This is a genomic window from Mycobacterium sp. 852014-52450_SCH5900713 (genome assembly GCF_001667075.1).
In the GTDB taxonomy this organism is placed as follows: domain Bacteria; phylum Actinomycetota; class Actinomycetes; order Mycobacteriales; family Mycobacteriaceae; genus Mycobacterium.
In genome coordinates this window covers 1-12576 of sequence record NZ_LZIL01000006.1, presented here as the reverse complement: position 1 = coordinate 12576, position 12576 = coordinate 1, and the positions used below count along the sequence as shown (strand labels likewise).

At 68.2% G+C, this 12576-nt stretch carries 15 protein-coding genes; 2 read left to right on the top strand and 13 right to left on the bottom strand.

Features of this window, described 5'->3' with window-relative positions; all coding sequences use genetic code 11:
• The first annotated feature begins 15 nt into the window (after positions 1 to 15).
• Together A5773_RS01725 and A5773_RS01720 are read left to right on the top strand one after the other, a co-directional pair.
• Positions 16 to 750: a superoxide dismutase family protein gene (locus A5773_RS01725; RefSeq protein ID WP_066945937.1), complete on the top strand. Its 735-nt coding sequence runs from the start codon at positions 16 to 18 to the stop codon at positions 748 to 750.
• A gap of 64 nt (positions 751 to 814) precedes the next feature.
• Positions 815 to 1216 carry a hydrogenase gene (locus A5773_RS01720; RefSeq protein WP_066945614.1) on the top strand — a complete coding sequence of 134 codons (402 nt, stop codon included), beginning with the start codon at positions 815 to 817 and terminating at the stop codon, positions 1214 to 1216.
• Between the two features lie 96 nt (positions 1217 to 1312).
• Here A5773_RS01720 and A5773_RS01715 read toward each other — a convergent pair whose 3' ends face one another.
• The 13 genes from A5773_RS01715 to A5773_RS01655 form a co-directional block, all read right to left on the bottom strand.
• Positions 1313 to 1792 carry a MarR family winged helix-turn-helix transcriptional regulator gene (locus tag A5773_RS01715; protein ID WP_066945618.1) on the bottom strand — a complete coding sequence of 160 codons (480 nt, stop codon included), beginning with the start codon at positions 1790 to 1792 and terminating at the stop codon, positions 1313 to 1315.
• Positions 1793 to 1828: 36 nt separating this feature from the next.
• Positions 1829 to 2527 carry a nitroreductase gene (locus tag A5773_RS01710; protein WP_066945622.1) on the bottom strand — a complete coding sequence of 233 codons (699 nt, stop codon included), beginning with the start codon at positions 2525 to 2527 and terminating at the stop codon, positions 1829 to 1831.
• A 147-nt stretch (positions 2528 to 2674) separates the two neighbouring features.
• Positions 2675 to 3415: a hypothetical protein gene (locus A5773_RS01705; protein ID WP_231989192.1), complete on the bottom strand. Its 741-nt coding sequence runs from the start codon at positions 3413 to 3415 to the stop codon at positions 2675 to 2677.
• A gap of 75 nt (positions 3416 to 3490) precedes the next feature.
• The gene (locus A5773_RS01700; RefSeq protein WP_066945626.1) at positions 3491 to 3805 is read right to left on the bottom strand and encodes a hypothetical protein; all 315 of its coding nucleotides are present in this window, start codon (positions 3803 to 3805) and stop codon (positions 3491 to 3493) included.
• A 207-nt stretch (positions 3806 to 4012) separates the two neighbouring features.
• Complete coding sequence (groL, locus tag A5773_RS01695; RefSeq protein ID WP_066945630.1) at positions 4013 to 5635, bottom strand: chaperonin GroEL; 1623 nt, start codon at positions 5633 to 5635, stop codon at positions 4013 to 4015.
• A gap of 78 nt (positions 5636 to 5713) precedes the next feature.
• Positions 5714 to 6016, bottom strand: coding sequence for a co-chaperone GroES (groES, locus tag A5773_RS01690; protein WP_007167930.1), 303 nt, complete (start codon positions 6014 to 6016; stop codon positions 5714 to 5716).
• Between the two features lie 203 nt (positions 6017 to 6219).
• Positions 6220 to 7245 carry a tRNA (adenosine(37)-N6)-threonylcarbamoyltransferase complex transferase subunit TsaD gene (gene tsaD, locus A5773_RS01685; protein WP_067263394.1) on the bottom strand — a complete coding sequence of 342 codons (1026 nt, stop codon included), beginning with the start codon at positions 7243 to 7245 and terminating at the stop codon, positions 6220 to 6222.
• Positions 7242 to 7709 carry a ribosomal protein S18-alanine N-acetyltransferase gene (gene rimI, locus A5773_RS01680; protein WP_066945637.1) on the bottom strand — a complete coding sequence of 156 codons (468 nt, stop codon included), beginning with the start codon at positions 7707 to 7709 and terminating at the stop codon, positions 7242 to 7244. The genes tsaD and rimI overlap by 4 nt, the downstream gene beginning before the upstream one ends.
• On the bottom strand, positions 7706 to 8329 hold the full coding sequence (gene tsaB / locus A5773_RS01675; protein ID WP_066945943.1) for a tRNA (adenosine(37)-N6)-threonylcarbamoyltransferase complex dimerization subunit type 1 TsaB: 624 nt from the start codon (positions 8327 to 8329) through the stop codon (positions 7706 to 7708). The genes rimI and tsaB overlap by 4 nt, the downstream gene beginning before the upstream one ends.
• Complete coding sequence (tsaE, locus tag A5773_RS01670; RefSeq protein WP_066945640.1) at positions 8326 to 8784, bottom strand: tRNA (adenosine(37)-N6)-threonylcarbamoyltransferase complex ATPase subunit type 1 TsaE; 459 nt, start codon at positions 8782 to 8784, stop codon at positions 8326 to 8328. The genes tsaB and tsaE overlap by 4 nt, the downstream gene beginning before the upstream one ends.
• The gene (locus tag A5773_RS01665; RefSeq protein ID WP_197505421.1) at positions 8777 to 9829 is read right to left on the bottom strand and encodes an alpha/beta fold hydrolase; all 1053 of its coding nucleotides are present in this window, start codon (positions 9827 to 9829) and stop codon (positions 8777 to 8779) included. Before A5773_RS01665 ends, tsaE begins: the two co-directional genes overlap by 8 nt.
• Positions 9830 to 9878: 49 nt before the next feature.
• On the bottom strand, positions 9879 to 11045 hold the full coding sequence (gene alr / locus A5773_RS01660) for an alanine racemase (protein WP_156659123.1): 1167 nt from the start codon (positions 11043 to 11045) through the stop codon (positions 9879 to 9881).
• Between the two features lie 172 nt (positions 11046 to 11217).
• On the bottom strand, positions 11218 to 12576 hold a 1359-nt coding region (locus A5773_RS01655; RefSeq protein ID WP_067789133.1), incomplete at its 5' end, for a glutamate decarboxylase.

Here is a 12576-nt window from a genome sequence, read left to right as displayed (position 1 = left end):
GGGTACGACCCGCCCATGAATAAGGGCGTATCGTTCGCGGCCGTGGCGCTTGCCGCCACCATCGCACCGTTGGCAGCATGCGCAAACCAGCAGGGTGGCCAATCCGCCACCTCAACGTCCTCCAGCGCGCCCCCCGGCACGGAGCGGATGACCACGCAGTTGAAGAGCGCCGACGGAAACCAGGTCGGCACCGCCACCATTGATTTCGCGAACGGGTACGCGACCGTGACCGTGGAGGCTGGACCCAACCAAGTCCTGAGCCCGGGTTTCCACGCGCTGATGATCCACGCTGTGGGCAAATGCGAGGGGGACTTCGATTCGGCCGGAAGCGTCTATCAGGCACCGAATCACACCGGTTTTCCGGCCAGCGGCGACCTGACCGCGTTGCAGGTGCGCAACGACGGCTCGGCGAAGCTCGTCACCACCACCAGCTTGCTCACCGCCTCGGACCTGAGAAGCAGCTCTGGGACCGCGCTGATCGTCCATCAGAACGCGGACAACCTGAGCGGGGGTTCCACCGGTGAGTCGGGCAAGCGGGTGGCCTGCGGTGTGCTCGCCGCGGCGTCCGCGACGACGACGTCATCCACCTCGACGACGACCAGCGTCACGACGATCACGACGACGACCGAGGTGCCACCGCCGTCGACCAGCACGAGCACCGTCACCGTCACCAGCAGCCCGACGTACACTTCCACGCCGATTACGACTGTGACGACGACTCCGCCGAGCCTTCCGCCCGGAACCCGCTGACGCGCCGTCGGCGCGGATCACGATGACGGCAGACGCGCGTCGCCCCGCGCCCTAGTGTGCTGACATGCAGAAGGTGCTTTTCACGCTCGGGCTGGTGCTTTTCCTGATCGGCCTGCTCACCGGATTCGCCGTCGCAGCGCTGAAGAACCCGCGCATGGCGCTGTCGAGCCATCTCGAGGCCGTCCTCAACGGGATGTTCCTCGTGCTGATCGGTCTGCTCTGGCCTTACCTCCACCTGACTCACGCCTGGGGGGTTACGGCCGTCGCGCTGATCGTGTACGCCGCCTACGCGAACTGGCTCGCGACTCTGCTCGCGGCGGCGTGGGGCGCCGGCCGCAGGCTCGCGCCGATCGCGGCGGCCGACCATGAGGCCTCGGCGGCCAAGGAGTGGGTAGTCAGCTTCCTGTTGCTGTCGCTGGCCGTTGCGGTCATAGCGGGCGTGATCATCGTCATCGTCGGGCTCTAACGTGAACGCCTCAACCGATCTGCTTCATCAGCGCATCCATGTCGACGAGGTCCCACACCTTCGCGAAATTCTTGGGCGCCATCGCGATTCATGTGCTCACCCGTCGGCAGAAGCGGTGAATCGCGTGAGCAGATCCGTCAAGTATTCGGCCTCCCCGGGCTTCATCGCCGCGACAAGGCGGTCCGCCAGTGGCTCCGCGGCGACGTGAGCCGCGTCGAAAACCTTTAGTCCCTTGGGAGTGATCTCCACCGCCCGCACGCGCCGGTCCCCCGGAACAGGTTTACGGACGGCGAGCCCGTTGCGCTCCAAATCGTCCACGACACGCATGATTCCCGCCTTGTCCGAACCGGTCGCCTCGACCAAGGCCCGCTGCTCCGTGGGCCCGCGGTTGACGAGGACAAGCAGCACGGCGAAATGCCGCAATTCGATGCCCAACGGCCGAAGCGCTTCCGACATCACCGCGGCGGCGCGCCAATGCGCCTTGCGCAGCAACAAACCGAGAGCGAAAGGCGAGGGATCTCCAGGGCGGTCGGTCGCACGCCGGGCGGTGGCATCGCTGGACGCGTCGCGGGTCATCGAACTGGCACCTTTTCATCCGGCTTGAACACCGGACTAAGACCGGATGGCATGTTCCAGCCGGGCCGACTCGTCGTCGACGAACGTGACCGTCTCCTCGAGCGGTGCCCGACCTGTGCGAGCGTACTTCACCGTGGGGTCCTCGTACCCAATTGACATGCCGCAGAAGAGGATTAGTCCGTCAGGTGGTGACAAGACGTCCGCAACCGTTTGGCGAACCTGCGACCACGCCATCTGAGGGCAGCTGTCTAGCCCTTCGGCTCGGAGTAGCAGCATGACGGTCTGTAGATACATCCCAACGTCGGCCCACTGTGCCACGCCGAGGTCGCGGTCGATGTAGCAGAACAGCGCGACGGGCGCACCAAAACAATTCCAGTTCGCGATGGCCGCCCGCTGACGCGCCTCCCAGTCCTCGCGCGCAATACCGAGTGCGCTGTAACGCTCCTTGCCGAAGGCGGATCGTCGGTCGCCGTACGGCGACTTCAATCCCGGCGGGTACATCTCGTACTCCCGCGCGTCCCAGGGGTCACCGTGGGCCACGCGCTCGACGGCGCGCGTCTTGAGCTCGTCGAGCAGCGCGCCAGTCACGACGTAGGTGTTCCACGGCTGGATGTTCGATCCGGACGGCGACCACGCCGCGGCGGAGAGCACCCGCTCCAACACCTCTCTCGGCACCGCCTGGTCGGTGAATCCGCGCACTGCACGCCGGGTTGTGACCGCCTCGTATACGTCCATGATCGCCTACCTAAGGGTCAGTATATCTGTTTCAAATAACACTGTATCAATTGATACTATTTCTGGGTCGGCGAAGTCTCAAGCTGCGCATGGCGGCAGCCCGACGGGCGGGAACCGGCTTTCCTCACGCCCCGGCCCGCTCATCAGTTACCTGTGCGCGAATTCCGCGAGCTTGGCATCGACCGCCGCAGGGTCGGGTCCCGCGTACATCTTCGGATCGCGCTTCTTGACCCAGGAGAAGAACGGGCAGCTGGTCGCGGGACCGTCCACCGCTCCGAGTTGGTCGATGTGCTTGCCGGTCCTCGCCTCGCGCAGTTCGATGTTGTACTGCACCGCGTAGTAGTCGACGGCGACGTGTTCGCCCGCGTCAGTGTGGAAGTCGCAGGTGCGTGACTTCACCTCGGTTCCGGGTTTGCGGGTAAGGCAGGCAACGACATTCGTCGACCGGAAGTCGTCGGGGTTCGCCCGGTAGTCGGCGCGGGAATCGAGCGTGACCTGGCTCCAGTGCGTCGATGCCACTTCGCGCATCGGGTCGGGCTCGTCGTACGGGGCGAACGCAACGATCTTGTCCGGCTTCTGGTACCAGGCGGCGTTAATGATCGACCCGCGATCGCACACCACGTCGAATTCCGAGAGGGAGGTGGCCTTCTTGGCGCCACCGCGCCCGTCCAGGCCCTCGCGGGCCATGCCCTGGACGAGATAGAACCCGACCAGCGCCACCGGGATGAGGACGACGATCGCCGCCAGGGCAAGCACGATGATCAGCCCGATATTGGTCTTGCGCAACGCGGGCGCCGGCGGCGGATAAGACCCGGGCGGCGGGTACGGCGGGGGCCATTGCTGGGGGTGCTGCGGTAGTTGCGGTGGCCACTGCTGCGGATAACTCACGCTCGTGCCCCCCACGTCATGGTGCGGCCAGCTTAGCAATCGGCGCCGACCCCGGACTCCCAGCCGATCGGCAGGCTAGGGGCACATGAAGCTGATCGGCGGGCAATGCCTGATGGTGATCGCCTCGATCGGCGGGTTGTCGCCGTCCCAGATCGAGGTCGGCCGGCCCTGCATGGTGACGTTGCCCATCCCGTATTGGGTCGGATACCAGGTGTGGCAGACGTTCCAGTCCCAGTCGATGTACTGGTTCACGACGTAGGGCATCTGCTTCGGGTTGCCCGGGCACCAGCGGTGCGGTTCCATCGTGTCCGCGTGAGCGATGCCCACGGCCCACCCGCTTAGCGCGGTGCCACCCGCCAGCAGTGCGGCCGCGACAAGCCTCTTCGTCATGTGGGCAGGCGGCATGATGGTCGTCCTCTCCGGTGCGTTCGTGGCAACCAGTGCACGAGCCTCACGTCGCTACCGATCCCAACAAACCGAATCTAAAGGAATCAACAGCCCATCGAGAAGTGCTGCAACCGACGAAACCGGACGCAACTCCGCTCGACGAGAACACCCCCGGCCCATGTGGACCGGGGGTGTTGTCTTCGCAACTACTTAGTGCGCGTGGCCGTGATGGCCGTGGCCGGCGTGGGCGTCTTCCTCGGCCGGCTTGTCCACGATGGCGGTCTCCGTGGTCAGCACCATCCGTGCCACCGACGCCGCGTTGAGCACCGCGGACCGCGTGACCTTGACCGGGTCGATGACGCCGTCGGCAATCAGGTCGCCGTACTCCAGCGTCGCGGCGTTCAGGCCGTGCCCGGCCGGCAACTCGCCGACCTTGTTGACCGCGACCGCACCGTCCAAGCCGGCGTTGGTGGCGATCCAGTACAGCGGTGCCGCAAGCGCCTCGGCGAACACGTCGACGCCCGTCGCCTGGTCGCCGGACAGCGACCCGCGCAACTCTTTCAGCGCGCTGCGCGCCCCGATGAGCGCCGACCCGCCGCCCGCGACGATGCCCTCCTCAACGGCGGCCTTGGCGGCCGCGACAGCGTCCTCGACGCTTTCCTTGCGTTCCTTGAGCGCGGTCTCGGTGGCGGCACCGACCTTGAGCACCGCCACGCCCCCGGCCAGCTTGGCCAGCCGCTCCTGCAGCTTCTCGCGGTCCCAGTCGGAATCGCTCTTCTCAATCTCGGCGCGCAGCTGCTTGATCCGGTCGGCAACCGCATCCTTCGAGCCGCCCCCGTCGACGATGATGGTGTCGTCCTTGCTGACCACCACGCGGCGGGCCGAGCCCAGCACATCGGTGCCGACCTCCCGCAGCAGCAGGCCCGCGTCGGGGTTGATCACCTGGCCGCCGGTAACCACCGCCAGGTCCTCAAGGAACGCCTTGCGCCGGTCGCCGAAGAACGGCGCCTTCACCGCAACCGCTCTGAGAGTCTTGCGAATCGAGTTGACCACCAGCGTCGCCAGGGCCTCGCCCTCGACGTCCTCGGCGATGATCAGCAGCGGCTTCCCCGACTCGGCGACCTTCTCCAGCATGGGCAGCAGGTCGGGCAGCGAGCTGATCTTCTCCTGGTGCAGCAGGATGACCGGGTCGTCCAGCACGGCTTCCTGCGAATCGAAATCGGTGACGAAATACGCCGACAGGAAACCCTTGTCGAAACCGACGCCCTCGGTGAACTCCAGCTCGGTGCTCAGCGTGGAGGATTCTTCGACGCTGACCACGCCGTCGGTGCCGACCTTGGTCATCGCCTCGCCGACCAGCTCGCCGAGCTGTTGGTCGCGCGACGACACCGTCGCCACCTGAGCGATAGCTTCCTTGCCGGACACCGGGGTGGCCGCCGCCAGCAGCGCCTCGGACGCCGCGTCGGCCGCCTTGGAGATTCCCACGCCGAGTTCAATGGGGTTGGCGCCGGCCGCAACCAGGCGCAGGCCACCCTTGACCAGCGCCTGCGCCAGCACGGTCGCGGTCGTGGTGCCGTCACCCGCCACGTCGTTGGTCTTGGTGGCCACCGACTTCACCAGTTGCGCACCCAAATTCTCGAACGGGTCTTCCAGGTCGATCTCGCGCGCGACGGTCACGCCGTCGTTGGTGACCGCGGGCCCACCAAATGCCTTGGCCAGCACCACATGCCGGCCGCGCGGCCCCAGCGTCACCCGGACCGCGTCGGCCAGCGCGTTGACACCGGCCTCGATCGCGCGGCGCGCGGTCTCGTCGTACTCAATAACCTTGCTCATCAGGCTCCTCACTAACGCATGCCGCCCCGGAAATCACCCGCGGCCATGCGCGGGGATCGCCGGGGCGGGACACGGTGCTTACTTCGATACGACGGCCAGCACGTCACGCGCCGACAGGATCAGGTACTCCTCGCCGTTGTACTTGATCTCGGTGCCGCCGTACTTGCTGTAGATGACGGTGTCACCCTCCGAGACGTCGAGCGGGATTCGCTTCTCGCCGTCCTCGTCCCAGCGGCCGGGACCGACGGCGACGACGGTGCCTTCCTGCGGCTTCTCCTTGGCGGTGTCAGGAATGACCAGACCGGACGCGGTCGTGGTCTCGGCCTCGTTGGCCTGCACGAGAATCTTGTCCTCGAGTGGCTTGATGTTCACCTTCGCCACGATTGGAGCCTCCACTAGTTAGATCGGGTCCGGGGCGGGTGCCCCGGAATTATCAAGGGATTCGGCAGTCGTCCGAGCCCGAGCGCCGTCGTCGCGGGTGCCGGCACAGGGTTTGGCCGATTGCCACCTAGCACTCTATACACGAGAGTGCTAGCACTCAAGGGCGCCCCGGTGCGTCCGCGATGTTCGTTCGCTACGGGCGATCACCTCACCTGGGCTTTTACCACCGGGAGCCCGGGGTCGGTGGGCGCGTCCAGCGGAGACTGCGGCGCCCCGGCGGCCACCAGGTGCGCGGCGAAGGAAGCGATCATCGCCCCGTTGTCGGTGCAAAGCCGGGGCTTGGGGACCCGCAGCGTCAGCCCGGCCGCCGCGCACCGCTGCTCCGCGAGCTCCCGCAGCCGCGAATTGGCGGCCACTCCCCCGGCGATCAGCAAGGTCGAGACGCCGAGTCCGGTCGCCGCGCGCACCGCCTTCATGGTCAGCACGTCGGCGACGGCCTCCTGAAAGCCAGCGGCGACATCGGCGTTTACCGCGTCCGGGTGGCTCTCCAGATAGCGCGCCACGGCCGTCTTCAGGCCGGAGAAGCTGAAGGCGTACGGGTCATCGGCGGGGCCGGTCATGCCGCGCGGGAAGGCGATGGCGTCGCTCTCACCGGTGCGGGCCAGGTCGTCGAGCACCTTGCCGCCGGGGTAGCCCAGCCCCAGCAGCCGCGCCACCTTGTCGTAGGCCTCGCCGGCGGCGTCGTCGACGGTGCTGCCCAGCTCGACGATCGGTTCGCCAAGGGTGCGCACATGCAACAGGTGGGTGTGGCCGCCCGACACCAGCAGCGCCACGCACTCGGGGAGCGGTCCGTGTTCGTAGACGTCGGCGGCCAAGTGCCCGCCCAGGTGGTTGACGGCGTAGAACGGCACCCCCCACGCGGCCGAATATGCTTTGGCCGCAGCCACTCCCACCAGCAGGGCGCCGGCCAGACCCGGCCCGATCGTGGCCGCGACGATGTCGGGCTTCTGCAGCCCCGCCGTCGTCAGCGCGCGGCGCATCGTGGGGCCGAGCGCCTCCAGGTGCGCCCGCGACGCGATCTCGGGGACCACGCCGCCGAAGCGGACGTGTTCGTCGACGCTGGACGCCACCTCGTCCGCCAACAGCGTCACGTTGCCGTCGGCGTCGAGCCGCGCGATGCCGACTCCCGTTTCGTCGCAGGAGGTTTCGATGGCCAGGATGATCGTCATCGTGCTGACCGCCGCATGGTGTAGGCGTCGGCGCCGCTTGCGCGGTAGTAGCGCCGGCGCAGGCCGATCTGCTCGAATCCCACGCTGCGGTACAGCGCGATGGCCGCCTCGTTGTCGGTGCGCACCTCCAAGAAGACGGCGCCGCCGTCGGCGAAGACCAGCAGCTCGTCGAGCAACCGGCGGCCGATCCCCTTGCCCTGATAGGCGGTGTCCACGCCGATGGTGTGGACCTCGTACTCGAACGGCGGGGTGCGGCCCAGCCGCGAGATACCGGCATAGCCGACGAGCGTGCCGCCCGCCCGAGCGCCGACGTAATGGTTGTGCGGGCTGGCCAATTCCCGGTTGAACGCCGCGGCGGGCCAGGGGTCGTCGCCGTCGAACAGTTGGCGTTCGAGCTCGGCGCAGCGCGCCGCGTCGGCGGGGACCAAGTCGCCGAGCGTCACGGGCTCGCCCAGGGCGGTCATCCGCGCGCCGCCATCGGTTTGGCGTCGGGGCGGCGCAGATACAGCGCCACCAAGGGCAACGGGCGCTGCGACCAATCGGGCACCGCGGCGACAAGCCCGGCCGCTGTGGGATAGGTCGGCCCGCGGTGGGGCAGGTCGAACAACGCGGCATGCTCCTTCGAGCCGGCCACGGCCTGTGCTGCACCCGGGTCGACGTCGGCGGGGGCATTGACGCCCGGCCCGTCCATCCGAAACCCGTCACGGTAACGGGCCCAATAGATTTCGCGCCGGCGCGCGTCGGTGACCACCAACGTCTCACCGGTGGTGCGCACACCGATGGCGTCCAGGCTGCACACCCCGTGCACCGGGATGCCCAGCGCATGCCCATAGGCGGCCGCGGTGGCCATTCCGGCCCGCAGGCCGGTGAACGGGCCGGGTCCACAACCCACCACGACGGCATCGAGGTCGCCCATCGTCAGCCCGGCGTCGGCGAGGGCGTCCAGCACGTTCGGGGTGAGCCGTTCGGCGTGCGCACGGGCGTCGACGGTGACCCGTTCGGCCAGCACGATCAGATCGTCGCGGCGCACGATCCCGGCGGTGACCGCCGGGGTGGAGGTGTCGAGGGCAAGCAGGACACTCATGAACGCACCCACTGCCACGACGCGATCCGCACGTCGGATCCGCTGAGGCGTTCCAGACGAATGTCGAGGTGCCGCTCGGCGAGGCGTTCGACGAGGCCCTCGCCCCACTCCACGACCACCACCGCGCCATCGAGATCCGTGTCGAGGTCCAGCGAGTCGAGCTCGCCCAGCAGGTCGGCGCCGTTCTGGTCCAAAAGCCGATACATGTCGACGTGGATCATCGCCGGTGCGCCTGCCCGCCGCGAGGGGTGCACGCGCGCCAGCACGTACGACGGTGACGTGACCGGGCCATCGACGTCCATCGCCGCGGCAATACCCTTGGCCAGCACGGTCTTTCCCGCGCCGAGCGGACCGGTGAGCACCACCACGTCGCCGGCCCGCAGCCCCTCACCGAGCCGCGAGCCCAGTGCGATGGTGTCCTCGACGCGTTGCAGCGTGGCAGTCCCCTCATCCACGGTGCCGCAGCCGTTCCCGCATCCACCGGGTTGCCAGCGCGGCGCGACCCGGAGTGGCCCGTTTGACCAGCCGGACCAGCCCGTCGTTGATCGCCTCCGGCTTGTCCAGCAGCGCAAGGTGGCTGGCGCCCCGAACGATGACCAGCTCGGACTGCGGCAGCGACGCCGCCATCTTGCGGGAGTACTCGTCGGGGGTCAGCAGGTCGTGGTCGCCGCAGGCGATCAGGGTGGGGATGCGCAGCAGGGTCCACAGCCCGGCGGTCTCGTCGTGGTGCTCCAAGGCATCAAGGAACTCCACCATGGTCGGGATCGGGGTGCCGTTCATCATTCGCTGCGAGAAGGCGTCCAGGCTCCGGCTGACCTGCAAGTCACTGAAGGAGGCCGCCCGCAGGACGGGGCCGATCAGCGAGCGCGACACGTTGCGGCCGCGGTGCATCAACTTCGGCGCCGACCGCGCGGTGAACCGGAACGCTTCCAGCGCAGGGTTTTTCAGGATTTCGCCCAGCGGCGACCTGGCGACGCCTTCCGCCGCAGAGGAAATCAACGCGGCGCCGACGATTCGGCGCCCATACTGGCCGGGGAACTGGCGAGCATGCGACAACACCGTCATGCCGCCCATGGAGTGGCCGACCAGCACCACCATCCCGCGCGGCGCGACCACCTGAAGCACACTCTCCAGGTCCTGACCGAGCTGAGTCAGCGTGTACGTTTCGGGCGCGGCCTCGCCGGACTGCCCGTGCCCGCGCTGGTCGTAGAAGACCATCCGGACGCTCGGGCCCACCTGCTCGGGCAGCCGCGTCCGCTGAAAATGAAAGGCACCCATACGCAGACAGAACCCGTGAACGAACACCATGGTCAGCGGGGCGTCCGCCGGACCGGCTTCCCGGATCGCCAACGACACGCCGTCGGGGGTGGTTACCACGGAGCGGCGATCGTCGTCGATCCTGTCGAAATCCTCGTCGGCGTAAGGATCTTCGATGCCGCGGGTGCGCTGGATCATCGAGCGGCGGGCCGACGCTCCGACGATGGTGGCCAGGGCGGTCACCCCCGCCCCTCCCGCAAGCCAAGCCCCTCTCTGGCGCCTGCGGGCTCTCTCAGGGCTCAATGGTTCGCGCCTCGCGATAGGTTCTGGTGATGCGCCCGCGGGGGCTGGTCACCACTTCGTAGTGGATGGTGTCGAGCAGGTCGGCCCAGTCCTGCGCGGTGGGTTCCCCGCTGCTGCCCGGGCCGAACAGGATCGCCTCGTCGCCCTCGGCCACGTCGATCGGGCCGGGGCCCAGGTCGACGACGAACTGGTCCATGCAGATCCGCCCGACCCCGGGGCGCCGCTTGCCGTTGATCAGCACGTCCAATCGTCCTCCCAGCGACCGGAAGACGCCGTCGGCGTAGCCGATCGGCAGCAGGGCCAAATTCGTGTCGCGCTCCGCGGTCCAGGTGTGCCCATACGACACGCTCTCGCCCGCACGAATCGATTTTACTAGCGCCACAGGGCATTTCACCGTCATCGCCGGCACCAGCCCCATGTCCCCGAGCTCGGGCACGGGGCTCAGGCCGTACACCGCCACGCCGGGCCGCACCAGGTCGAAGGCCAGATCGGGACGCGACATGGTGGCCGACGAGTTCGCCAGGTGCGCGACCTCGAACCGAACCCCCTGATCGCTCGCCTGGGTCAGCATGTCGCTAAAGCGTTGGGCCTGAACGTCGTTGATGGGGTTGCCCGGTTGATCGGCGAACACCATGTGCGACATCAGGCCGCGCAGCCGGACGGCCTCCTCGGCGACGGCCCGGCGCAGCGCGGCCAGCATCGAGGGGTATCGGGCGGGGTGGACGCCGTTGCGGTTCAGGCCGGTGTCGACCTTGAGCGTGACGGTCGCGGTCCGGCCCGTCCGGCGCGCCGCGTCCAGCAGCTCGTCCAGCTGACGTTCCGAAGAGATGGCGATCTCCACGTCGGCCAGCAGCGCGGGCCCGAAGTCGATGCCGGGCGGGTGCAACCAGGCCAGCACCGGCGCGGTGATCCCATCGGCGCGCAGGGCCAGCGCTTCGGCGACGGTGGCGACGCCCAGCTCGCTCGCACCGCCGGCCAGCGCCGCCCGCGCGGACGGGGTGGCCCCGTGGCCGTAGCCGTCGGCCTTGACGACGGCCATCACCTGTGCGCGGCCGGCGTGCTCGCACAGCAACCGCACGTTGTGCTCAATGGCGCGCAGGTCCACCACGGCCTCCGCGAGGAGGCCGGGCGTCAGCGATATCGGCGTAACAGCCACGGCCGCCATTGTCCCAGAACCGGTCGGGCAAGCCGACCGTTGAGCCACGAAACTCACATCCGCCCAGGCCGTCACCTCAGACGCTGTGGTGGCCGACACACCTTTTGCCGCCCGCGCCTGCATCGGTCGTCATGCGACTGCGCTTACCCGGCGGTAAGGCCGCGAAACCGGCCTAGTGCGCGAAGTGCTGGGCGTCGTAGTGGCCGCCGGGCTTGATCTTGTCCAGCGAGGACAGCGCCGAGACGGCGTCGTCGTGCAGCGCGCGGGCGAGGTCGGCCGAGAGCCCTTCTCGCACCACGATGCGCAGCACCGAGACGTTGGTGGCGTTGTCGGGCATGGTGTACGCGGGCACCTGCCAGCCGTAGGTGCGCAGCTCGTGCGAGACGTCGAACTCGGTGTAGCCGCGGTCCCCGGCGAGCCGGAAGGCGACCACCGGGATCGCCGAGCCGTCCGAGATGAGCTCGCAATGGTCGCTGACGCGCAGCTGCTCGCCCAGCCACCGCGCCGTCCCCGACAGCGTCTGCATCACCTTGGTGTAGCCGTCGCGGCCCAGCCGCAGGAAGTTGTAGTACTGGCCGACCACTTGGTTTCCGGGGCGGGAGAAGTTCAGCGTGAAGGTCGGCATGTCGCCGCCGAGGTAGTTCACCCGGAACACCAGCTCCTCGGGCAGGTATTCCTTGCTGCGCCACACCACGAAGCCCACACCCGGGTACGTGAGCCCGTACTTGTGGCCGCTGACGTTGATCGACACCACCCGGGGCAGCCGGAAGTCCCACTTCAGTTCGGGGTGCAGGAAGGGCACCACGAACCCGCCGCTGGCGGCGTCGACGTGCACGGGTACGTCCACACCGCCGCCCTCCGCCAGCTTGTCCAGCGCGCCGCAGATCTCGGCGACGGGTTCCAGCTCACCGGTGTAGGTGGTGCCCAGGATCGCCACCACGCCGATGGTGTCCTCGTCGACGGCGTCGACGACCTGCTCCGGGGTGATGACGTAGCGCCCCTCCTCCATGGGCAGGTAGCGGGGTTCGACGTCGAAGTAGCGGCAGAACTTCTCCCACACCACCTGGACGTTGGAGCCCATCACCATGTTGGGGGTGCGGCCCTTCCAATCCTTGCCGACCTTCTGCCGCCACCGCCACTTCATGGCCAGCCCGCCGAGCATGACCGCCTCGCTGGAGCCGATCGTGGACACCCCGCACGCGCTGTAGGGGTCAGCGTCGTTCAGGCCTTCGGCGTGGAACAGGTCGGCCACCATCGACACACAGCGCTGCTCGATGGCCGCGGTCGCCGGGTACTCGTCCTTGTCGATCATGTTCTTGTCGAACGTCTCGGCCATCAGCCGGCCCGCCTCCGGGTCCATCCACGTGGTGACGAACGTGGCCAGGTTCAGCCGCGAACTGCCGTCGAGCATCAGCTCGTCGTGGATGAAGCGGTAGGCGGCCTCGGGGTCCATCGATTCGTCGGGCAGCCGCAGCGCGGGCACCGGGGCGGTGAACAGGCGGCCGGTGTAGGCGGGGGCGATGGCGTGGGC

Coding starts and splice junctions, on each gene's coding strand:
- A5773_RS01725 (WP_066945937.1), top strand. CDS start 16: ATGAATAAGGGCGTATCGTTCGCGGCCGTGGCGCTTGCCGCCACCATC.
- A5773_RS01720 (WP_066945614.1), top strand. CDS start 815: ATGCAGAAGGTGCTTTTCACGCTCGGGCTGGTGCTTTTCCTGATCGGC.
- A5773_RS01715 (WP_066945618.1), bottom strand. CDS start 1,792: ATGACCCGCGACGCGTCCAGCGATGCCACCGCCCGGCGTGCGACCGAC.
- A5773_RS01710 (WP_066945622.1), bottom strand. CDS start 2,527: ATGGACGTATACGAGGCGGTCACAACCCGGCGTGCAGTGCGCGGATTC.
- A5773_RS01700 (WP_066945626.1), bottom strand. CDS start 3,805: ATGACGAAGAGGCTTGTCGCGGCCGCACTGCTGGCGGGTGGCACCGCG.
- groL (WP_066945630.1), bottom strand. CDS start 5,635: ATGAGCAAGGTTATTGAGTACGACGAGACCGCGCGCCGCGCGATCGAG.
- tsaD (WP_067263394.1), bottom strand. CDS start 7,245: ATGACGATCATCCTGGCCATCGAAACCTCCTGCGACGAAACGGGAGTC.
- rimI (WP_066945637.1), bottom strand. CDS start 7,709: ATGACCGCCCTGGGCGAGCCCGTGACGCTCGGCGACTTGGTCCCCGCC.
- tsaB (WP_066945943.1), bottom strand. CDS start 8,329: ATGAGTGTCCTGCTTGCCCTCGACACCTCCACCCCGGCGGTCACCGCC.